We start from the raw sequence: 20,639 nt of genomic DNA on the forward strand, positions 1-20,639 counted from the left end.
TACTATATTTACGTGAATTACACATTCAATTATTTATTGTATGCTTGACCAGGCACACATGACATCGCTTTTTGAAAATGCTACGGAAGGCATCATACTAACGGGGAAGGACGGCAAGATCGTGTTAGCGAATCCTGCCGCTGAGCGGATGTTTAATTATGGCAGTAAAGAATTAACCGGTCACCCGATTGAAGTGCTCATACCCGACCGTTACAAAGGACATCATCACCAACTACGTGAAGGTTTTTACGACCATCCGTCCAACCGGGTGATGGGACAAAACAGGGATCTGTACGGAAGAAGAAAAGACGGAACTGATTTACCGGTAGAAGTAAGTTTAAGCCACTACCGGAAGGGCGATGAGCTTTTTGTGATTGCATTTATTGTTGACATCACCGGGAGAAAAGAGATCGAGAAGAGTATGCTTCAGCAGCAAAAGCAGCTGGAAAGAGTAAGTAATGAAATAAGAAAGCTCAATGCCGACCTGGAACTTAAAGTGGAAGAAAGAACGATGATTTTGAAGGAGGCATTACAACGCCTGGAGCAGTCACAAGCTGAATTGAGCGAAGCTCTCGATAAAGAAAGACAACTCAATGAAATCAAAAGCCGGTTTGTATCGATGGCTTCACATGAATTCAGAACCCCACTAAGCACCGTACTTTCGTCCGCTTCTTTGTTATCAAAATATAAAACAACTGAAGACCAGGAAAAGCGGAACCGGCATATTGATAAGATTCGAAATTCTGTCAGGCACCTGAATGATATCCTGGAAGACTTTTTATCATTGGGTAAGCTGGACGAAGGAAAGGTTGGAACCAGCATCTCCGAATTTGACCTGTATGAATTCGTTTATGAGACCATCGAGGAGATGAAGGGATTGTTAAAAAAAGGACAACAGATAGACTTTAATTGCCAGGGACAACACACTATTGTTTCAGATAAAAAATTGTTGAAGAACATTCTCATCAATCTTATCACAAACGCCATTAAATTTTCGGACGAAAGTGGCCTGATCTCCATCCAGGCTTCGGTTGGCAATGAATGGGCTGTAATCACAATCACCGATACCGGTATTGGCATTTCGCAGGAAGACCAGGAACATTTATTCTCCAGCTTTTTCCGCGGTGCCAATGCCACGAATATTGCCGGAACGGGACTGGGATTACACATTGTAAAACGCTATACTGACCTGTTGAAAGGAAGTGTACATTTGGAAAGCGAACTGAATAAGGGAACATCGATTACAGTGACAATCCCGGTAAATGAGTAGGCAGTTAGATCAACTTATTATCACATGGAACTTACTGCCTGACCAGAATAAACTAAAAATTATACGGATGAAACGTCCATATAAAATTTTTGAGCCACAGAGAATAGTTATGGGACGATCCATCAGGCCAAAATCAAGTAAAAAAATATACAGATGAAATCTATTTTAGTTATTGATGACAATGCTGATATCAGGGAAAACACGGCTGAAATATTAGAGTTGGCCGGCTATAAAACATCAACAGCGGAAAACGGGAAGAAAGGCGTTGAATTGGCATTAAAAGAAAAACCTGATTTGATCGTCTGTGATATCATGATGCCTGAACTGGATGGTTATGGCGTATTGCACCTGCTTCGCAAAAACAGCGAGACGCAATTCACTCCATTTATTTTTTTAACGGCTAAGACAGAACGCACCGACCTGAGAAAGGGAATGGAAATGGGCGCCGATGATTATATCACAAAACCTTTTGAAGATATTGAGCTATTGAATGCTATTGAAGCCCGCCTGAAAAAAACGCAGGTACTGGAGCAAAAATATGCGATGACCCAGCCCGGTATCAACCAGTTTTTAAAAGATATAAAAGAAACAGGTATACTTGATAAACTGTCGGAACAGTACAGCATTGAAACCTACAGCAAAAAACAGTCATTGTACCAGGAAGGAAAACGTCCCCGGTTCTTATATTATCTTGTTAAGGGTAAAGTAAAAACGAGCCGGATGCATGAAGATGGAAAGGAATATATAATTGATATTTTCACAGATGGGGATTTCATTGGCTATCCTGCACTGATCGAAGATAAAAATTATGACGACAATGCTGTAATGCTGGAAGAGTCTGATATCATGCAAATCCCAAAAGATGATTTTTTGCAAATGATCTATGGCGATATCACTGTAGCGGCAAAATTCATTCGTATCATCACCCAAAACGTTAAAGAAAAAGAAGAAAGACTGTTAAACCTCGCTTATAGTTCACTTCGGAAAAGAGTGGCAAAAGCTCTTGTGGATATTCATTCAAAATACAATAGCGGTGGTGAAACGAAGCCCATCGAAATATCAAGAGAAGATATAGCCCACTTCATTGGCACAGCCACCGAGTCATTAATACGAACACTAAGTGATTTTAAAGCTGAAAAACTGATTATAATAAAAGACGGCAAGATCACCGTTGCCAGTATTGACAAGCTGAAAAATCTTCTTTATTGAGTGTCTCCGTCACTTGTAGGTAGTGAGGTACTGGCTGGTTCTGATAGCTCACGACCATGATCGTTTTGCTGTTTTAGCGTCCAGCGATCAGTCATGGTAGTTTCCAGCCACACGGCGCCTGATTTCCTGGAAACCTGTACAAGCACGCCAAATTTTTCAAGAAAAGATTTTTCAAACTGACCGACGGTCATTGAATCAAATACCAACAGATCGCCTTCTTCCAAGATATTCGCTGTCTCCAACAGCGTGGAGTTGCCTAGTCTGATCCGGCCACCTTCAAATTGTCCCCTGCCTAAAGGTTTATACATATCAATTTTTAAAAAAGGATAAGCCTTATTAAATGCTGATTGTATATCAGTCACTGTTTTATTTCGGCGCACCTGGATCGTAACACTCATACCTGTTTCTTTCTATCAAAACTATCAAGCTGTTCCCCCGTTTTAAATGATGCAAAAGAGCGACCCACATGATTTTGATCAGCTCCGGATCACCTGATGTTTTTGAATGATATTAATCAGTTGAGAGTTTAACCCACATCATATTTTAAAAGCGCTTTCGCTATCAATTTTGTGGTCGAAAAATTTATTTATATGCAAATCATACAAAATATTTACAGTCCCGCTAACCTGGTGGTAACTCAGAAACAATCTGTTTTTTCAAAATTCATTACATGGTGCAACGAGCAGGAAAAATATCGCTTTGGCTGGGTAGCAGCAATTCTTGCTATTCATGGCTGCGTGTTGGCGCCGATAACCGTGTTGGCAATCGCTTTCACCGGAAACAGCATGATCTTTTGGGGTATGTTGATTGGTGGAATTGCGATGTCACTGATCGTTAATCTTGCAGCTATGCCAACAAAAATAACTATCCCTGTTTTCTTTCTAAGCATACTGATTGATATTGCAGTGATAGCCGGATCAGTTTATACAGCTTTATAAAGGAAAATACCATTCCTGTCCACTTGGCTTAATGATCATCCCCAATACGGATAAGGTCATTGAGCCTTTTTTATAACCGATATTTATCGATATGAATTTCATAGCGGATGTTTTCGCCGAAAGAATAACAGGAAAAAATTCAAGACCTGTCCTTTAAATACCTACAACTTTTGTTTTAACATAGATTTAAAAACCTGTTTTTATTTTTGAAATTTGAGACTCAAAGACTTTAATGCGAAAATTAAGATCCATCTATCGAATATATCGCTTTGTCCTTCCAAAGCATTTATTTTGTAAAAAACAGGTCTATGCCCGATATCAAATGTCCCAAGTGTGGTCATGAATTTCCCTTGGAAGAAGCGCTGAATGATGAATTGAAAGAAGTGATTGAAAAAGAAAAGAAGGAACTCCGCCAGCAAATGGTTGACTACAAGAGAGCCAAAGAAGAGGAATTGAATAAAAAGGAAATAGAATGGCAGCAGAAAGCCAATGCTGAAAAAATTGCTCTGCAAAAACAGGTCGAAGAAAGCCTCCGAAAAAATATCAGTGCAGATTTCGAAAATAAACTTAGCCTGCTTGAACAAACCAACAAGGATAATGAAGAGAAGTTGAAGGCATCCAGACAAAAAGAGCTGGAGTTTTTGCAAAAACAGCAAGAACTAAAAAATAAAGAGGCAGAGTTGGAGTTGACTGTTCAAAAAAAATTACAGGCAGAACGGGAAAAGCTCTCGGAAGATCTCCGCAAAATTGAGGAACAAAAGACAGCCGCCAGGGAAACTGAATTTCAACTCCGTGTAAAAGAGCTGGAGAAGCAATTGGACGACCAAAAGAAGTTGGCTGAAGAAATGAAACGCAAAGCCGAGCAGGGCTCCATGCAACTACAGGGCGAAGTGCAGGAACTGGCTTTGGAAGAAATTTTGACTACTACCTTTCCTTTCGACCTGATCAGTGAAGTTGGCAAAGGCGTTCGTGGCGCTGATTGTATACAAACTGTGCGGAACAACTTCGGGCAGGAATGTGGAAGAATCATATATGAAAGCAAACGAACCGAAAACTTTGGCGGCGACTGGATTGAAAAGTTGAAAGCAGACATGCGAAGCCTGGGGGCCGATGTAGCTATTATTGTTACCAAGACAATGCCCAAAGGCATGGACCGCTTTGGAGAAAAGGATGGTGTATGGATCTGCAGCTTTAATGAAATAAAAAGTGTAGCCTACATGCTGCGGGATGGCATCATCAAAATATTTACCGCTTCTAAAAACCAGGAGAATAAAGGTGATAAGATGCATATGCTCTATGACTATCTTACCAGCAATGAATTCGCCAGTCAATGGAAAGCCATTCGTGAAGGGTTCATGAGCATGAAATTGTCTATCCAAAAAGAAAGAGATGCCATGGAAAAAATTTGGAAGGCCCGGGAAAAGCAGTTGGAAAAAGTTTTATTAAATGCTGCGCATGTACGGGGTTCTATAGAAGGTATATCGGGGCTTGATGCTGTGGATCTGAACTTGCTGGAGTCGGGCGATGAAAATGACAGTTGATAGCTAACTTACCACCCAACTCAGCACCAATTGGTCGAATAAACGGTAATGAATTAATAAATGAACCTGTGCTTTTGTAAAAAAACATTGGATAGTCTCTTTATCATGTAGCCTGGATTGCAGCTGAATTTGCCCGCTGAAATCGACGCCACCATCGCCATACCATTTAAACACGGACTCTTTGCAGCTCCACAAAAGCGTCAACAACTGACGTTGCTCAACGCCAGCATTGAAAACTTCAAGCCATTCAATCTGCTCTGCCAGACCTAAAAACTTGTTCTTGACCTTTATAATTTTATCTACCGGAATTTCTATGTCAATTCCTACCCTGTTGTTTTTGCTGACAATCGCAGCGGCGTAATCGCCGCAATGAGAAATAGAAAAATGATATTCCTCGGCTGGCAGAAATGGTTTATTTGTATCAGCTATCTGAATGAGATGGTAAGGAAAGTCGGGAAAAAGAAACTGTAACAGGAAGCGTCCTGCAAGATGTTGGATACGCTTATGCGGATGCGTCACATCCCTGTGCAAGGGAACATTACCTTTAAAAAACTCCTCCGTTTCTTCAATTTTCCATATACCCAGCCGGGTCGATTCGTTGATTCGATGTTGAAAAAAAATCGGCATACATCAGCTTTTCATCATTATTTTGCCAAGCTTAGTGATCAATAAAAAACCGAAGATAGAAAATGATACTCTCCGATAAGCGGATATTACAGGAAATAGAAAAAGGTACTATCAAATTATCTCCTTATAACAGGGAATGCCTGGGCAGCAATTCCTATGATGTGCACCTGGGAAAATGGCTGGCTACCTATAAAGAACATATCATTGATGCCAAAAAACATAACGAAATAGATTACTTCGAAATACCCGATGAAGGTTTTGTACTCTACCCGCATATCTTTTATCTCGGGGTTACATTGGAATATACCGAGACCCATGCCCACGTTCCATTCCTCGAAGGTAAGTCTTCTACAGGCCGGCTTGGTATTGATATTCACGCCACGGCCGGTAAGGGAGATGTAGGTTTTTGCGGGCATTGGACGCTGGAGATATCTGTCAAGCAACCGGTGAAAGTTTATAAAGGCATGCCTGTGGGTCAATTAATTTATTTTCCGGTGGATGGTGAAATTGAAGTGAAATACAATGAGAAGAAAAACGCCAAATACAGCGGTCAGCCAGATAAACCCATTGAAAGTATGATGTGGAAGAATAAATTTTAGATTAATACACTATTCAGTTGCCAAATCGTAAAGTTTAAAATACCGGCAAAACTCACCCAACAGATATATGGCACCAGCAGCCATGCTGCTACCTTGTTAATCCTCGCAAAAGCAAAAATCGTCAACAGAATAAATAACCAAAGCAAAACGATTTCGGCAAATGCCAGACCGATCTGGTGTTGATTAAAGAAAATAAAAGACCACAGAAAATTCAATAACATTTGAACGATGAATAAAAGAATGGCTTTTCTTTTCAATGCCGGATTACTGACCGCATTCTTCCAAACCAGGAATAAAGCAATGCCCATCATAATATATAAAGAAGTCCAAACCGGTGCGAAGACATAAGCAGGAGGGTTCCAGGAAGGCTTTTGAATGGTCTGATACCAGCCGCGTATTTCCGGTGTGGTGAAAAGGCTTGCAGTAAATCCCACTGCCAGCGGGATGAAAATCGAGATGATGAGTTTCAAAGTTTTATTCATGTTTCAGTTTAACCAATACTCAGACCAAATTAAATCAAAGACTGTTAAGGCCATATTTTTTATAATAAGCTATTAACCAGGCCACCACTTCATTATAGGTCTGTTTACCTGCAGGCTGATTATTTGCTTTTAAAAAATGTCCGTAGGTCCATGTTATAACCGGCTCAATAGGATTGCGGTAGGCGCTATAAAAATGTCTTAATTCTTTGAGATCTTTTAACGCCTGGGGATGTAGTTTTTGCTGGTAAGCCCTGGCTCTCAGCGGATCTCTCTTACGTAGTTCACTAATCGCATAGTTGTAAAGGTCGAAATACATCGAATACTTAAAAACAGGTGAAGGATGATTTTTGCAGGCAAGAAAAGCGACAAAATTCGCCTCATTTTCTTTACCATACCCAAGCTGGTGGGCTATTTCATGGGCAGTTATAAAAGGCTCGATAAAACGGGGTACCGTAGTGTTGACCTGTGCCTCTCCCGAAAAGGGGTTATAATATCCCTGAAAACCAAGATAGTTTCCAAGATAACTAAACAAAGAAGGTTTTACCGAAGCGGGGCAATAAGTCAGAAACGGAAACTTTTTTGCCACGATCTCGTATGCATGGCTGCTCTCCCTGAACAGGTCCCGTTTCTTTGCGAAAGAATCCCTTTGTACTTCACCGGCCGAATCTGCATATTGGTTGACCCTTAGCTGCAAAACTGATGTTAGTGAATCGATATCGGACAAGGAATATTTACGAACCTCAATCCCTAATTGCGGCGAGATACCTTTGCGATTATAGTTCAGACCCCACAACAGGTTAAAAAAGACGTATACAAAAAGGAAAAAGAAAATAGCCTGTTGCATGGCGCCGACAAAAAAAGCCCGGGTAAGTTTTTTTTGAAACAAGAACTTAAAGAATCGAAAAGTGCGAAAGATGACAACCAAACCCAGGAAGCCATAGAAAAGGTCGCCGATACTAAAGGGTATCCATCCGAATAAGAACCGCTGCACCCTGGTAATCAAAGGATAAACTCCATATGTATATTGATTTTCTACCCAATCAGGGTACCAGGAAGCCCATTTTATCAAAATCGTTAATACAATAAGCAATACCCAACTCCAGCTTTTCATTAACCGTTTAAACAGACGGGAGAGAAATTTTTGCAAAACCGTTTTTTTAAAAGTACTCTAAATCAGGCCATTAAATTATGTACAACTCTTCAAAATAATTCATAAAGGGGCAATAATTTTTCAGCAAATCCCCTTACCTTTGCCAACTCTTAAAAAGTTGACTAATGGGCTACCGTCGTGAATTTGAGATAGCTTTTGTTGGGCTTAAACCGGGAATCCATGAATACAACTATGAGATCACAGACAAGTTCTTTGAGCGATTCCAGCAACAGGATTTCAGTAATTGTAAAGCTAATGTGAAGCTTACACTTGATAAAAAAAACAGCTTTATGCTGTTAAAATTTGAAATCGGTGGAAGTTTACTGGCTAATTGCGACCGTTGCAATAATGAGCTGACGCTGGAATTGTGGGATGAATTCAATATAGTGGTGAAAATAGTGGAGGAGCCTGAACTGATGAACGACCAGGAAGATGATCCGGACGTTTATTATATCAGCCGGGGCGAGAGCCACATTGATATCGCAGATTGGATCTATGAATTCATCAATCTTAGCATTCCTATGCAAAAGGTTTGCAGCCGAACCGATAAAAATGGTCAAAGTTGTAACCAGGATGCACTGGATGCCTTAAAGAAAATGGAACCCGAAGAAGAAGAGAAAAAGATCAATCCCATTTGGAAAGGATTGGAAAAATTTAAAGACTTAGATAACTAATTATATAATTTCTGATTTTAATTGTTGAGTTATGCCAAATCCCAAACGCAGACACAGTCAGCAAAGAAGTGCAAAGCGTAGAACACACTATAAAGCTACCGCGACCACATTGACAACAGACAGCGCAACCGGCGAAACACATGTTCGCCATCGTGCCTATGTTAGCGAAGGCAAGCTTTACTATAAGGGTAAAGTGGTAGCCGAAAAGTCACCAGTAAAGTAAGACAGGAAATCGTTTCCTTCTTCCAAAAAGCTATAATTCCAAAGTCTGTTGGACGAATGTCTGACGGAATTTGGAATTTGTTATTTTAGAATTTGTATTTTACGCTTTCAATGAATATCGGACTAGATATGATGGGTGGCGACTTTGCCCCGCTTGAAGCGGTGAAGGGCGTTGCACAATACTTCGAAGAAACAAATTCCCAGGTTACTTTAACCCTTATTGGGGATAAGATCCAGTTAGATTCTTTACTACAGGAATATAACATCCACTCAGGAATTGTTAAAGTCGTTCATGCGGAGCAGGTTATCGATATGCATGAACACCCAACAAAAGCTTTAAAGGAAAAACAGCAATCATCTATCGCTATTGGGTTTCATTTGTTGGCGACCGGCAAAATAGATGCGTTTATAAGTGCTGGCAATACCGGGGCCATGCTTGTTGGGGCTCTTTTTAGCATCAAAGCCATTGATGGCGTTTTGCGGCCAACAATTTCTACCATTATTCCAAAAGAGAATGGCGGAACAGGTTTGTTGCTGGATGTGGGGTTAAATGCCGATTGCAAACCTGAACAGCTTAACCAGTTTGCTGTTATGGGATCGGTTTATTCCCAATTGATACTGGGAATTGAAAATCCTAAAGTAGGCTTGATGAATGTCGGAGAAGAAGAAGGAAAAGGAAACCTGCTTTGCCAGGCTACTTATCCCCTGCTTAAAGAAAACAAGCATATTCATTTTATCGGCAATATTGAAGGCCGGGATGTGTTGCTTGACAAAGCTGATGTAATGGTTTGCGAAGGTTTCACGGGTAATATCATTCTCAAACTGGCCGAATCACTTTACGATATCACACAGCGCAAAAAAGTCGATCACCCTTATTTTGATCAGTTCAACTTTGAAAATTATGGGGGCACTCCCGTTTTAGGAGTATCCAAGCCGGTGATTATCGGGCATGGAATTTCAAAAGCAAAGGCTTTTAAAAACATGATACGGGTGGCCGAAAAAATGATTGAAAAAGATGTGCTTACCAAGATGAGAGAAGAATTGCAATAGCCGCTAAAAAACACGCCAGGCTGAAATCTATGAAACCAGAAGCATTATCAGCACTAAAAAAGGAAATTGAACAGAACTTTGGGCGTAAAATCTCATCTTATCGCGACTGCATACAATTAGTAGAAGATATTTATCAAAAGACTGATTTAAACGTAAACGTAAACACAATCAGGCGTTTTTTTGGCTTAGTAAAAACGGATTACGCTCCTTCCCATTCTACCCTGGCTATTTTTTCAAAATATTGCGGATTCAGCTCCACAGATGAGCTGGAAAATATTTCGAAGGCTCCCACAAGCGAAAACGATATCAATAAAGAAGAGGTATTCCACTACCTGGTTTCACTTTTTAAAAATATCCCTGTATCGGAGATCTACATACCGGTTATGGAGCCAATCGTACAACAGACTATTATTTTTCTGGAGAGAAACCCATCTCTTATCGACAGGTTTCAGAGAGAAATCGCTACCACAAAAGGAGGTCAATATTACTACTATGAGCGATGTGTGAATATGGATCGGCTTAATGGCTATTACGGTGATGGATTGAAATATTATTTGAGAGGAAAAAACAACAATGAATCAAAGATTTTTGCTAATTCCTTATTGGTTTTGCGGTACTGGATGACGGAAGATCTTTCCCTCCTTGAAAAGCATATGAAAGAGGCCTTACGAATCTACACTGATACGGATTATTCACCTAACACGATGGGCCGATTTTTTGCAGCCCGGCTATATTATTTAAACGCAAAGAATGATTCACCCGAAAAGATCTTAGCAGATATTGCAAAATATTATAATGCCAATATTTATGAGGCTAAAGAAGTTTCAATCTTATCTTTTGATCTTGTAATATGCGAGGCGCTTACTCTGACCAATCAAAAGACAGAGGCCTTGGATTGGTTAAAAAAATCGAAAAATCTTTCCACCAAAAAAGATTACAATGACATTAATGCTTTGACAATTTTAGAGAACATTCTTCTTAACTCCTATGCACCTGCTAAAACCCGGAATTATCTGTTGAATCCTAAAAAAGGTAAGCGACACCCTTCTGTTCAATCGGCGTTAAATAAAAAATATCTTAGAATTCTTCAACTTTCTTTAAAGCCGGAAAAAAAGGAATATCATGAATTGAATACCTTGGTTGAAGCAACGGGATATAGAAGGGCTTTGAATTTTAAACACTACTAAATTCTGCTTCACTCTCTGATAGAAATATTTTCATGAAAAATCGACAAATTATCCAAAAGGGAGGATATTGAAACAGATAATCAATATCTTCTCTGACTCTGAACAAAAAAGAACAAGAATAATAGCCTAATCTAATTTACTTTAGTGGCACAATCGTAAGATTCCCTTCCTATAGAAGTCCGCCCCTCATTTCTTTCCAATTCTTCTGAATACTTCGTGACTAGTTTTTCTGATTAGTGTAAGATGCTTTAAGCTAATTAAAGCTATTACTGATTTTATATACTACAAAACTCTATGCTAAAGAAAATCTATTCGTCGTACCTGCTAACTTTTATTATTTTTTGTCTGCTAGCACCCTTGATTTTTTCATCATGTGTTAGCACAAAAAAATCAACCTATTTCTATGGATCTACAGATGGAAAAATCGGCAGTGATAGCCGTGTTCCTGAATCAACTATCCAGAAAAATGATATCCTTAGTATATTGGTAAGCAGCCCCAATCCGGAAGCTACCGCAATGTTTAATCCGCAAGTTAGTGCTGGCACTTACAACCAATCTTTAATAACAAACCAGGCAAGCAATACGGGTTATCTGGTTAACACTGAAGGTTATATTCAATTTCCGGTATTGGGAAACATCAAGGCAGAAGGCCTTACGAAAACTAAACTCGAAGAAGAAATCGCAAAGACTTTACTACAAAAGGAATTATTGCGTGACCCCGTAGTAAGCATTCGCTTTTTGAATTTCAGGGTTACAGTTTTAGGAGAAGTTAACAAGCCTTCAGTTGTGACGATGCCAAATGAAAGACTTTCTCTGTTGGAGGCGCTGGGCTTGGCCGGAGATATCACAATCTATGGGAACCGCGAAAACGTGATGGTAATACGGGAAGAAAATGACCAAAAAACCCTGAAGCGGCTAAATCTGAATTCTACTGAATTATTTACTTCATCATACTATTATTTAAAATCAAATGATATCGTGTATGTAGAACCGACAAAAGCAAAAGTAGCTACGACGAGCAGAGCGAATCAATGGTTGCCGATTCTTCTAAGCGGCCTGTCATTTGCAGCAATAGTAGCTGATCGTGTAATTAAATAATGCTATGGCACATTCAAATTTAAAAATAACACCCAGTAAAATTAGAGAGAACAGAAGCGGTCTGCAAGACCTGCTCTTTCGCTATGTTCCCTATTGGCCAATCTTTTTGCTTTTCCTGATATTATTTGGAGCAGCGGCCTGGTTTTATTTACGTGTCACCCCTCCTCAATACGAGGTAACGGCCTCTATCATGATCAAGGATGAAAAAAAGGGGTCGACAGATGGCCAAACAATTAATCAGCTGAATCAAATGTCGGAAAAGAGAATTGTTGAGAATGAAAGTGAAATATTTCAGTCCAGGACGCTGATGCAGGAAGTAGTTAACAGCCTATGCTTGTATGCAACTTTTTTTGAAAATGATGAGTTTGCAGCCAAACCTGCCTATTCGCTGTCGCCGGTAAAAATTCATTTTGCTGATCCGTCGGGCATAAAACCAAGCGATGAAAAAATACCATTTAAGTATTCAGAAAAAGATAGTTCGGTAATCGTCGGAGCAAAAAAATACCCCTTAAAGCAGTTTGTAAGCACAGACTATGGCTTCTTACAATTTTTACCAAACAAGTCCTATAAACCGGATGCAAAAACTAATAGTCAATTATCATTTACGCTTTCAAACCCACAAAAAATAGCTGCCTCATTGTTATCGGAATTAAAAGCAAGTCCGTCTACTAAACTGACGTCGGTACTCCTGTTGAGCATAAAAGACTCCGATCCCAAACGTGGGGAAGATATCATCAATGAACTTATAGCAGTATACAACAGGAAAACTTTGCAGGACAAAAACAGGGTGGCTGATTCTACTTCTGCATTGCTTGAAACCCGGCTAAAATTGGTTGAGCAGGAACTGTCTGATATTGAAAAGAAAGCGCAATCTTTTAAGGCAAATAGAGGTGCAGTAGATATAAGCACCCAGGGACGTCTTTATTTGGAAAATATAGCGGCTACTGACAATCAGCTGACAGATATTAATGTTCAACTTTCATCATTAGATGAGGTGGAAAAATATGTCAGGGCTAAAGATAATAGGTCAGGAATAGTTCCTTCATCCGTTGGCGTCAAAGATCCTATCCTCACCGATCTTTTAAATAAGAAGTACCAGTTAGAACTCGACTATGAAAGACTAAAGAAAACAACTGGTGAAAACAATCCGATGGTTACATCTATCAAGGACCAGATTTCCAAAATAAGTCCAAGCATTCTTGAGAATATCGAAAACCAGAGGAAAACACTTGAAGCAGGAAAACAAAATTTGAGCACTGCTACCAATAGTTATTCGTCCATGCTTTATTCAATTCCTGAAAAGGAAAGAGAGATGATTGACATTAGCAGGCAACAATCAATAAAAAGCAACTTATACGCTTTCTTATTGCAAAAGAAAGAAGAAAGTGATCTGGCGCATACATTTAATCTAGAAGACACACGGATTATTGACAAAGCCCAGGCAAGTTTCTTACCCGTATCGCCTAATAGAGGAATTATTTATGGTATCGCCCTGATTCTTGGCTTGGGTCTTCCTATCGGACTCCTGGCGTTTAAAGAACTGTTCAACAGAAAAATACTTTATAGGCATGAGATAGAAAAATTGACAGCGGCTCCGATTATTGGAGAGGTTGCTCATGATAAAAGCAAAGATGCAATTGTGATCCAGGAAGGAAAGCGAACTTTTGTTGCTGAACAATTCCGTAGGTTGCGTGCATCACTGGGTTATTTGGGTGGAAAATCTGGAAAAAAGAAAATATTGGTCACCTCTTCACTTCCAAAAGAAGGAAAAAGCTTTGTGGCGCTTAACCTGGCATTAAGCCTTGCCTTGACTAATAAGCGGGTCATCCTGATAGAGCTTGACCTGTCCAATCCTTCTTTAAGTAATAAACTGAATGTGAGCTACGATGAAGGAGCAAGTGATTATCTATCAGGCGAGTCAGAACCGGAGGATATAATAAAGAGAACCACGGCTCATAAAAATCTCTTCTTTATTCCATCAGGCACACTGCCTGATAACCCTTCAGAGTTGCTGTTGAACGAAAAACTGAATGAGCTTTTAAATTATCTGGAAGAGGTCTTTGATGTTATCATTATTGATTCTGCCCCTGCGAGTTTACTATCTGATGCTTATATCCTGTCTCCGCTTTGCGACACTACTTTGTACGTCGTCAAGCATGGGTTTACACCAAAATCTTATCTGGAAAGACTGGATGAAGAAACAGATTCAGAAAATAAGCTTACAAACATGAAAATTGTCTTTAACGATATCCGGGCACGTGGCTTTATGAAAAATGCCTATGGTTATGGATATGGTTACGGCTACATTCATAACAATAGTATTAAAACAAAAAAGAAACGCTCCTTACAAGAAAAAACATAAATCATGTAAACCCGAAAGTTCTTATAAAGTCTTTACAAATCCCTAATCTGTACCCCGTCGAGAATCGCCAAGTCTTATCCTGGAAAGCCATAGTTAGATATAGATTTTTCACTTCTAATGATCATAACTGTGGAAACAAAAAAACAATGGCGAATAGCTTATACCCGTCCCGGCTGCGAAAAAAAGGTGGCCACACTTCTTGAGAAAAAGAAGCTGGAGGTTTATTGTCCCTTAACTACGCTCCAGCGGCAATGGATCGATCGTAAACGGGTGACATATGAACCCCTGTTTACTTCATATGTCTTTGTTAACTGCCCTGACCGGGACACGACAGGCATTCTACAAACAGATGGAGTACTCAATTTTGTCTACTGGTTAAAACATCCGGCCATAATATGCAATGAAGAGATTGAAACGATAAAGAAATTTATCGCAGAATATGACTATGTAAGCATAGAGAAGACGGAAGTCCTGCCAAACGATAAAGTGAGAATCATCAATGGCCCCCTGGTCTTGTGGGAAGGCAATGTGGTTGAGGTCAGAACGAATACAGTGAAGATACTTTTGCCTTCTTTAGGTTATTCGCTGGTGGCCGAAATCAGGAAAGACAATTCACTAAACGATACTCATGCAAACTACGACATAAAAAAAGTGATATAGAAATAGTTTTACTCGGTTAATCCTCCCTTAATTTGTGAAAATATTTATGCTAAGTTTTATTCCGGCAAAATTGAAATTTTTATATAGCGCAACGCATGAAAGAACCCGGTTAGTTCAAAAAAATATAATTCTATCGTTTCTTATAAAGGGCCTGAGTATTGCGATAGGCCTTGTTTTTGTCCCCCTGACAATTGACTATATTGATGCCGAGCGGTACGGCATCTGGCTGACCTTGAGTTCAATTATTATTTGGTTCAATTTTTTTGACCTTGGCCTCGGAAATGGATTAAGAAACAAGCTTGTAGAAGCGATTGCCAAAAACAATATCGAAGAGGAACGACGGCTGATTAGTACTACTTATGTATCTCTGTCCATAATCGCTGTTGCTATAATAGCAATTTACCTTTGCTTAATGCCATTTTTAGAATGGGATAAGCTTCTGAATGTATCTTCAGTCTATCGACAGGAATTAAGGGATCTAGCACTGATAACTGTTATCATGTTTTCGCTGCAATTCGTTCTGCAGTTAATCAATTCCATTAACTCGGCGCATCAAAAAGTGTTTTTAACTTCTTTGGTGTTTCTCATCGGGAGCATTTTTTCGCTGCTTTTTATTTTGATACTTCGTTCTGCCATTCCCGGCAATATTCTTCTTGTTGGTACGGCTATGTTTGCTGGCAATTTGCTCGCTTTGATCTTATTTACCATCCATTTTTTTGTTTTTACACGACCCGATCTGTTGCCAGGCATTAAATATTTCTCCCGGAACACATCAAAAGGTTTGCTAACCCTGGGTGGTAAATTTTTCATTATCCAGATTTCGGCGATTGTACAGTATCAAACTACTAATGTCTTAATCAGCCGGTATTTTTCTTCTATCCAGGTTACAGAATACAACATAGCATATAAGTTATTTAGCATTTTCATCATGGCGTTTTCGATTATCATTAGTCCGTTGTGGAGCGCCGTTACTGATGCTCAAACTAAAGGAGACTACGAGTGGATTAAGAGAACTGAAAGAAAACTGCTTTTTTTATGGTCCCTTATGGTGATTGCCGGACTTATCATACTCGTGGGCAGCCAATTTATATATAAGTTATGGATTGGCGATTCAATTCAAATCCCATTTTCCATTAGCCTGGGCGTATTGCTATACACCATTTCAGTCAACTTCGGGATGATCTATGTGTACATTCTCAATGGGCTGGGCAGATTAAAAACGCAATATTACTTGTCTATCATAACAATGCTTTATTTCATCCCGCTCTCCTATTTGCTATCCGTTAAACTAAGCTGGGGTGTATTGGGCATTTGTATTGCGCTTATTCTTGCAAATATTAATGGATTAATTGCTGCGCCTATCGAATATCGCAGGTTTATTAAAGCTAGATCAGTTAAACACTAGCCGGTTGTTTTATAAATTTACACCGTACAATAATCCTTCGAAACCGTTGTTTTTTTTTGTAAGCATTACAATAAATTTAAACTTATATATTTTTCATGCGGGTCCTTTGGTTTACACCTACGTCATCACAATATGATAAAGGTTCGCACTACTATCATGGTGGCGGGTGGATTGAATCATTGGAACAGGCATTCATTGAACTGCCGGCAATAGAACTCGGAGTATCATTTTTCCACGCCAGTGCAGATGCAAAAAAACAAAACGGGAAGGTCACCTATTACCCAATCAAAACAGAGAAAAAAGGGAATTTTGGCAAGCTTATAAAAAACTGGAGTTGTGAGATTGGCTCTGGGAAATATTTGAAAAATCTCCTCGATGTTATTGCTGACTTTAAACCGGATGTAATACAGGTATTCGGAACCGAGAACAACTTCGCTGAAATACTAACACACACCAAAATACCGGTTGTTATTCATTTGCAGGGAATCATTAATCCATATGACAATGCATTTTATCCGCCCGGGATAAACAGCCTTAATATAATGACTCACCTGCCTTTTTTCAAAAACCATTTACTGGGGAATAGCCTGCTTTTTGATAAAAAAAGATTTGAAAAGCAAGCGAAACGGGAATGGTTCTATTTTAAAAAAGTTAATTACCTTATGGGAAGGACGTGCTGGGATAACAAAATTTCCAGTTTATTAGCGCCACAGGCGAGTTATTTTCATGTGGATGAAATTTTGAGATCATCATTTTATACTGCAACGCCCTGGTCGCCCAATTCACAGGGGCGCTTAAAAATTATCTCAACCATATCCAATACAATCTATAAGGGTCTTGACCTCATTTTAAAAACAGCATCTATATTAAAGGAAACTTTTGAAGACCCATTTGACTGGCATATAATCGGGCTCAATGAAAACAGTAAGATGGCTAAGTTTTTTGAGTCCACTTTCAGAAAGAAATTCAGAAGTTGTAATATTACCTTCATGGGAATCTTTTCTGAAGCAGGTTTGATCAAATCGCTTAAAGAAGCCGATATATTTGTCCATCCTTCTTATATTGATAACAGCCCAAATAGTCTTTGTGAAGCGCAAATGCTTGGCATGCCTGTTATTGCTACCAATGTTGGGGGTGTAGCGACATTGATCGATCACGGCACTACGGGATTGCTTGTTCCCGCCAATGCTCCTTACGAATTGGCCCATTCAATCGCTTTATTGGCCAATGACAGAATTAAAGCGGGACAGTTAGGCAAACAGGCCCGCATTGCTGCGCTGGACAGACATGACAAGGCAAAAACTATATCATCGCTTATAAATGTGTATCAAACGATGCACAACAAAAAACAATATTGATCATGCAGGGCTTTTTTGTAATACTTTATAAAAGTTTCCGACGAATCAAATATTCGCTGCTTGCTCCTTTTCAATATTGGCTAACCAGCTTGTTATTTTATTGCAACAATGTAAAAAGAGGAACATTTTCAACCCGGGGAATACCTTTTGTATGTGTTGCCCGCGGCTCGCGGTTCGTTATAGGAAATAATTTTACGATGAACAATATTATGGCAGCTAATCCAATCGGAAGAGTTCAAAAATGCAGTTTTTTTGTGGATCGAAATGCGAGCCTTGAAATTGGCAATAATGTAGCGATGAGTTTTACTGCAATTAGCTGTTCTTTAAAGATCATAATAAAAGACAATGTAATGATCGGCGGAGGCACCTGCATCTACGATACGGACTTTCATCCCCTATCTCCTGAAGACCGGCTGGCAGACAAAAATGAAAATACTGTGAATAGCCCGGTAGTGGTAGAAAGCAACGTATTTATTGGAGCCAATTCAACTATCTTAAAAGGCGTCACGATCGGCAAAAACTCAATTATCGGCGCATGCTCGGTTGTAACGAAAAATATTCCACCCAATGAAATTTGGGCAGGTAATCCGGCAAAGTTTATTAAAGCACATTCTACTGAAGTTGAAAAATTTACCGGGCAGGTAAAGTGAGAAAGTATCAAAATTTGATTTTTTCTAAATGATGCATTTGTTTAAAATATCGGAACAAAGAAAACAAGGCAGTCTTTTCGGGACAATAAACCTTTTTCTTCTCCTGAGTCTCTCCGGTATAAACTTTTTTAGCGATAATGAAAATCTGCTTATAGTTGTCTTTCTGATTAACCTGCTCGTTTTTCTGTTCAAAAATGAAAAGATCGACAATGGGTTCCTGGGCTTTCTTTTATTCTTCATTTTTTTATCCATTGGACAGTTAATCTGGTTGTCGAACGGAAACTTAAAAAGTTCGCTTGGCTTTTTTCTCAGGTTGCTCACCGCCTACCTGGCTCTTAGAAATACTACTGATTTTATTCAGACTTATCTCCGTCTTTTGTTTTTCCTGAGTATAGCGGCAATATTTTTTTATATATTCTTTTTAATTTTTCCCGCTATCGAGGAACAGTTTTTCGTAAACAAGCATTTTTGGGATAGTCCTTCTACGAATGATGTAAAGAAAAGCCTTATTATTTACAATATTTTCCGGGAGCCACTGGCCGGAGCAGATTCATTGGGCCTGTTTGGCCTTCCCCGCAATTCGGGTCCTTTTTGGGAACCCGGCGCCTTCGCTGGTTATCTTACCATCGGTATTGTTTTCGAAATGATATTACTACGAAAGGTTACAACAAGAGTTGTTATATTCCTCGTTGCATTGTTGTCGACGTTTTCTACCATGGGTTATCTGGCCTTAGCATTTTTCTTTTTGCTATATTTTCTTTTTCTTGAAACCAATAAAAAATTAAAATGGGTGATATTCCCCGTTTTGCTTGCCAGTATAGTTTACCTGATTCTTGAAGTTGATTTTCTCGCCAACAAAATAGCTGCACAGGTAAAAGGTTTTGAAGAGGGACAAATTTATCTTGGTCAGTCGGATGATGACACCCGCATCGGAAGCACCGTACTTGACTTTAAGGACTTCCAGCGTTCACCTGTGCTTGGAACAGGTCCGTCAGATGAAACCAGGTATGGCAAGTCGGAAATACTATTTATGCGAACGAATGGCGTCACTGACATGCTGGTCAGATTTGGGCTAATTGGGTTTGTTTTTATTCTTTATTTCTTTTCAGTGTCGGTAAGAAGATATTTTTCAAGAATGGAAATTTCGAAACCAAAAGTTTCTGCCAACATATTGATTTTTGTCATTTTCCTGATCGCTTTATCTGAGACATACTTCAATATGCCTTTCTTCTGGTCATTGTTCTTACTTCGCTATGCAGAGACAGCACCCGATGAATCATCATATGAAATTGTTGACAGATAAAGCCAATACGTCTTAAGATGAATAATTAAGTTAACAATAGTAGCCAAGATCGAATCGTAATCGTGTAACCCTTATTTGTAAAAGAATAGTATAAAAAATGGGCAATAATCTAAGAGTGTTGATGTATCATAGAACAATACCCGATGGTACTCCGGATTTACTAACGGTCACGGCAGAACAATTGGAGGATCAATTTAAAGCTATAAAAAAAGAGGGCTATAATTGCGTCACCGTAAATGAAATCATTCATCACATAATGAACGGTACACCATTAAAAGAAAATGCAATTTTGTTGACTTTTGATGATGGTTATAAAAACAATCTTACGGTACTATATCCTTTATTAAAGAAGCATGAATTGAGGGCTCTAATTTTTCTTGTACCTGGCTACACAGAGTTGGCTAATTCAAATAAATCCGGAGAATATTTAACTATTGACGATATCCGGTCGATGGATCCTCAGACTATTGAATATGGGCTTCATACTTTTAATCACGAAAGTTATAATACTCTTGATCTAACAGCAATAGAAGCGGATATTATTAAAACCAAAAACTGGTTTCACACCCATGAAGTAAAGTACGAACCCGCCTTAGCTTATACCTATGGAGAGTTCCCGAAAAGAAATAAAAATAGGTTAAATGCCCTTTTTAAACTATTTGAAAAACATGACATCCAGGCCGCTTTCAATATCGGCAACAGGGTAAATATTTTACCCATTCAAAAAAAATTCGTCATCCAACGAATCGATGTCCGGGGAACCGAAACGCTGAACAGGTTTATTTCGAAAGTTAGAACAGGCAAGCCTATTACAGGACTAATAAAAGACCTCCTTAGAAAACCTTAGTATTGTG

At 39.1% G+C, this 20,639-nt stretch carries 21 protein-coding genes; 17 read left to right on the forward strand and 4 right to left on the reverse strand.

What is annotated here, in order from left to right:
* Positions 1 to 58: 58 nt before the first annotated feature.
* Entirely contained in the window at positions 59 to 1,270 is a 1,212-nt protein-coding gene (locus ACFEL9_RS00315; RefSeq protein WP_385885089.1) for a PAS domain-containing sensor histidine kinase, read from the forward strand.
* 153 nt (positions 1,271 to 1,423) lie between these two features.
* On the forward strand, positions 1,424 to 2,479 hold the full coding sequence (locus ACFEL9_RS00320) for a response regulator (RefSeq protein WP_385885091.1): 1,056 nt from the start codon (positions 1,424 to 1,426) through the stop codon (positions 2,477 to 2,479).
* Here ACFEL9_RS00320 and ACFEL9_RS00325 read toward each other — a convergent pair.
* On the reverse strand, positions 2,473 to 2,877 hold the full coding sequence (locus tag ACFEL9_RS00325) for a hypothetical protein (protein ID WP_385885093.1): 405 nt from the start codon (positions 2,875 to 2,877) through the stop codon (positions 2,473 to 2,475). The genes ACFEL9_RS00320 and ACFEL9_RS00325 overlap by 7 nt on opposite strands.
* 192 nt (positions 2,878 to 3,069) lie before the next feature.
* Here ACFEL9_RS00325 and ACFEL9_RS00330 point away from each other — a divergent pair, with 192 nt between their 5' ends.
* Entirely contained in the window at positions 3,070 to 3,417 is a 348-nt protein-coding gene (locus ACFEL9_RS00330; protein WP_385885095.1) for a hypothetical protein, read from the forward strand.
* 308 nt (positions 3,418 to 3,725) lie between these two features.
* Positions 3,726 to 4,958 carry a DUF2130 domain-containing protein gene (locus ACFEL9_RS00335; protein ID WP_385885097.1) on the forward strand — a complete coding sequence of 411 codons (1,233 nt, stop codon included), beginning with the start codon at positions 3,726 to 3,728 and terminating at the stop codon, positions 4,956 to 4,958.
* A gap of 3 nt (positions 4,959 to 4,961) precedes the next feature.
* Here ACFEL9_RS00335 and ACFEL9_RS00340 read toward each other — a convergent pair whose 3' ends face one another.
* Positions 4,962 to 5,585: a 4'-phosphopantetheinyl transferase family protein gene (locus ACFEL9_RS00340; RefSeq protein ID WP_385885099.1), complete on the reverse strand. Its 624-nt coding sequence runs from the start codon at positions 5,583 to 5,585 to the stop codon at positions 4,962 to 4,964.
* 62 nt (positions 5,586 to 5,647) lie between these two features.
* Here ACFEL9_RS00340 and dcd point away from each other — a divergent pair, with 62 nt between their 5' ends.
* A complete protein-coding gene (gene dcd, locus ACFEL9_RS00345) occupies positions 5,648 to 6,184 on the forward strand; it encodes a dCTP deaminase (protein ID WP_385885101.1) in 537 nt (178 codons plus the stop codon).
* On the opposite strand, the gene ACFEL9_RS00350 is transcribed toward dcd, so the two are convergent.
* Positions 6,181 to 6,666 carry a TspO/MBR family protein gene (locus tag ACFEL9_RS00350; RefSeq protein ID WP_385885103.1) on the reverse strand — a complete coding sequence of 162 codons (486 nt, stop codon included), beginning with the start codon at positions 6,664 to 6,666 and terminating at the stop codon, positions 6,181 to 6,183. The two genes, dcd and ACFEL9_RS00350, sit on opposite strands and share 4 nt — an antisense overlap.
* A gap of 34 nt (positions 6,667 to 6,700) precedes the next feature.
* Positions 6,701 to 7,813 carry a DUF3810 domain-containing protein gene (locus ACFEL9_RS00355; RefSeq protein WP_385885105.1) on the reverse strand — a complete coding sequence of 371 codons (1,113 nt, stop codon included), beginning with the start codon at positions 7,811 to 7,813 and terminating at the stop codon, positions 6,701 to 6,703.
* A 128-nt stretch (positions 7,814 to 7,941) separates the two neighbouring features.
* On the opposite strand from ACFEL9_RS00355, the gene ACFEL9_RS00360 reads away from it, so the two are divergent.
* The 12 genes from ACFEL9_RS00360 (at position 7,942) to ACFEL9_RS00415 (ending at position 20,632) form a co-directional block, all read left to right on the forward strand.
* Positions 7,942 to 8,490 (forward strand): YceD family protein, encoded by a 549-nt coding sequence (locus ACFEL9_RS00360; RefSeq protein WP_385885107.1) that lies wholly within the window; start codon positions 7,942 to 7,944, stop codon positions 8,488 to 8,490.
* Between the two features lie 31 nt (positions 8,491 to 8,521).
* The gene (rpmF, locus tag ACFEL9_RS00365; protein ID WP_276502630.1) at positions 8,522 to 8,713 is read left to right on the forward strand and encodes a 50S ribosomal protein L32; all 192 of its coding nucleotides are present in this window, start codon (positions 8,522 to 8,524) and stop codon (positions 8,711 to 8,713) included.
* Positions 8,714 to 8,823: 110 nt separating this feature from the next.
* Entirely contained in the window at positions 8,824 to 9,762 is a 939-nt protein-coding gene (plsX, locus tag ACFEL9_RS00370; protein ID WP_385885109.1) for a phosphate acyltransferase PlsX, read from the forward strand.
* A gap of 29 nt (positions 9,763 to 9,791) precedes the next feature.
* Entirely contained in the window at positions 9,792 to 10,949 is a 1,158-nt protein-coding gene (locus ACFEL9_RS00375; RefSeq protein WP_385885111.1) for a hypothetical protein, read from the forward strand.
* A 294-nt stretch (positions 10,950 to 11,243) separates the two neighbouring features.
* Positions 11,244 to 12,047 (forward strand): polysaccharide biosynthesis/export family protein, encoded by an 804-nt coding sequence (locus tag ACFEL9_RS00380; protein ID WP_385885113.1) that lies wholly within the window; start codon positions 11,244 to 11,246, stop codon positions 12,045 to 12,047.
* A 4-nt stretch (positions 12,048 to 12,051) separates the two neighbouring features.
* Positions 12,052 to 14,409, forward strand: coding sequence for a GumC family protein (locus ACFEL9_RS00385; protein ID WP_385885115.1), 2,358 nt, complete (start codon positions 12,052 to 12,054; stop codon positions 14,407 to 14,409).
* Between the two features lie 129 nt (positions 14,410 to 14,538).
* Positions 14,539 to 15,069, forward strand: a complete 531-nt coding sequence (gene nusG / locus ACFEL9_RS00390; protein WP_385885117.1) for a transcription termination/antitermination protein NusG — start codon at positions 14,539 to 14,541, stop codon at positions 15,067 to 15,069.
* Positions 15,070 to 15,115: 46 nt separating this feature from the next.
* Entirely contained in the window at positions 15,116 to 16,474 is a 1,359-nt protein-coding gene (locus ACFEL9_RS00395; RefSeq protein ID WP_385885118.1) for a lipopolysaccharide biosynthesis protein, read from the forward strand.
* A gap of 95 nt (positions 16,475 to 16,569) precedes the next feature.
* Entirely contained in the window at positions 16,570 to 17,832 is a 1,263-nt protein-coding gene (locus ACFEL9_RS00400; protein ID WP_385885119.1) for a glycosyltransferase family 4 protein, read from the forward strand.
* Positions 17,833 to 17,834: 2 nt separating this feature from the next.
* A complete protein-coding gene (locus tag ACFEL9_RS00405) occupies positions 17,835 to 18,482 on the forward strand; it encodes an acyltransferase (protein ID WP_385885121.1) in 648 nt (215 codons plus the stop codon).
* A 28-nt stretch (positions 18,483 to 18,510) separates the two neighbouring features.
* Positions 18,511 to 19,785 carry an O-antigen ligase family protein gene (locus tag ACFEL9_RS00410; protein ID WP_385885122.1) on the forward strand — a complete coding sequence of 425 codons (1,275 nt, stop codon included), beginning with the start codon at positions 18,511 to 18,513 and terminating at the stop codon, positions 19,783 to 19,785.
* Positions 19,786 to 19,882: 97 nt separating this feature from the next.
* Positions 19,883 to 20,632: a polysaccharide deacetylase family protein gene (locus ACFEL9_RS00415; protein ID WP_385885124.1), complete on the forward strand. Its 750-nt coding sequence runs from the start codon at positions 19,883 to 19,885 to the stop codon at positions 20,630 to 20,632.
* Positions 20,633 to 20,639: the final 7 nt, after the last annotated feature.

The organism is Terrimonas alba (assembly GCF_042434975.1).
Lineage (GTDB): Bacteria > Bacteroidota > Bacteroidia > Chitinophagales > Chitinophagaceae > Terrimonas_B > Terrimonas_B alba.

Bases quoted from the DNA above. Each gene is read 5' to 3' on its own strand.
- ACFEL9_RS00315 (WP_385885089.1), top strand. From the start codon at position 59: ATGACATCGCTTTTTGAAAATGCTACGGAAGGCATCATACTAACGGGG.
- ACFEL9_RS00320 (WP_385885091.1), top strand. From the start codon at position 1,424: ATGAAATCTATTTTAGTTATTGATGACAATGCTGATATCAGGGAAAAC.
- ACFEL9_RS00325 (WP_385885093.1), bottom strand. From the start codon at position 2,877: ATGAGTGTTACGATCCAGGTGCGCCGAAATAAAACAGTGACTGATATA.
- ACFEL9_RS00330 (WP_385885095.1), top strand. From the start codon at position 3,070: ATGCAAATCATACAAAATATTTACAGTCCCGCTAACCTGGTGGTAACT.
- ACFEL9_RS00335 (WP_385885097.1), top strand. From the start codon at position 3,726: ATGCCCGATATCAAATGTCCCAAGTGTGGTCATGAATTTCCCTTGGAA.
- ACFEL9_RS00340 (WP_385885099.1), bottom strand. From the start codon at position 5,585: ATGCCGATTTTTTTTCAACATCGAATCAACGAATCGACCCGGCTGGGT.
- dcd (WP_385885101.1), top strand. From the start codon at position 5,648: ATGATACTCTCCGATAAGCGGATATTACAGGAAATAGAAAAAGGTACT.
- ACFEL9_RS00350 (WP_385885103.1), bottom strand. From the start codon at position 6,666: ATGAATAAAACTTTGAAACTCATCATCTCGATTTTCATCCCGCTGGCA.
- ACFEL9_RS00360 (WP_385885107.1), top strand. From the start codon at position 7,942: ATGGGCTACCGTCGTGAATTTGAGATAGCTTTTGTTGGGCTTAAACCG.
- rpmF (WP_276502630.1), top strand. From the start codon at position 8,522: ATGCCAAATCCCAAACGCAGACACAGTCAGCAAAGAAGTGCAAAGCGT.
- plsX (WP_385885109.1), top strand. From the start codon at position 8,824: ATGAATATCGGACTAGATATGATGGGTGGCGACTTTGCCCCGCTTGAA.
- ACFEL9_RS00375 (WP_385885111.1), top strand. From the start codon at position 9,792: ATGAAACCAGAAGCATTATCAGCACTAAAAAAGGAAATTGAACAGAAC.
- ACFEL9_RS00380 (WP_385885113.1), top strand. From the start codon at position 11,244: ATGCTAAAGAAAATCTATTCGTCGTACCTGCTAACTTTTATTATTTTT.
- ACFEL9_RS00385 (WP_385885115.1), top strand. From the start codon at position 12,052: ATGGCACATTCAAATTTAAAAATAACACCCAGTAAAATTAGAGAGAAC.
- ACFEL9_RS00395 (WP_385885118.1), top strand. From the start codon at position 15,116: ATGCTAAGTTTTATTCCGGCAAAATTGAAATTTTTATATAGCGCAACG.
- ACFEL9_RS00400 (WP_385885119.1), top strand. From the start codon at position 16,570: ATGCGGGTCCTTTGGTTTACACCTACGTCATCACAATATGATAAAGGT.
- ACFEL9_RS00405 (WP_385885121.1), top strand. From the start codon at position 17,835: ATGCAGGGCTTTTTTGTAATACTTTATAAAAGTTTCCGACGAATCAAA.
- ACFEL9_RS00410 (WP_385885122.1), top strand. From the start codon at position 18,511: ATGATGCATTTGTTTAAAATATCGGAACAAAGAAAACAAGGCAGTCTT.
- ACFEL9_RS00415 (WP_385885124.1), top strand. From the start codon at position 19,883: ATGGGCAATAATCTAAGAGTGTTGATGTATCATAGAACAATACCCGAT.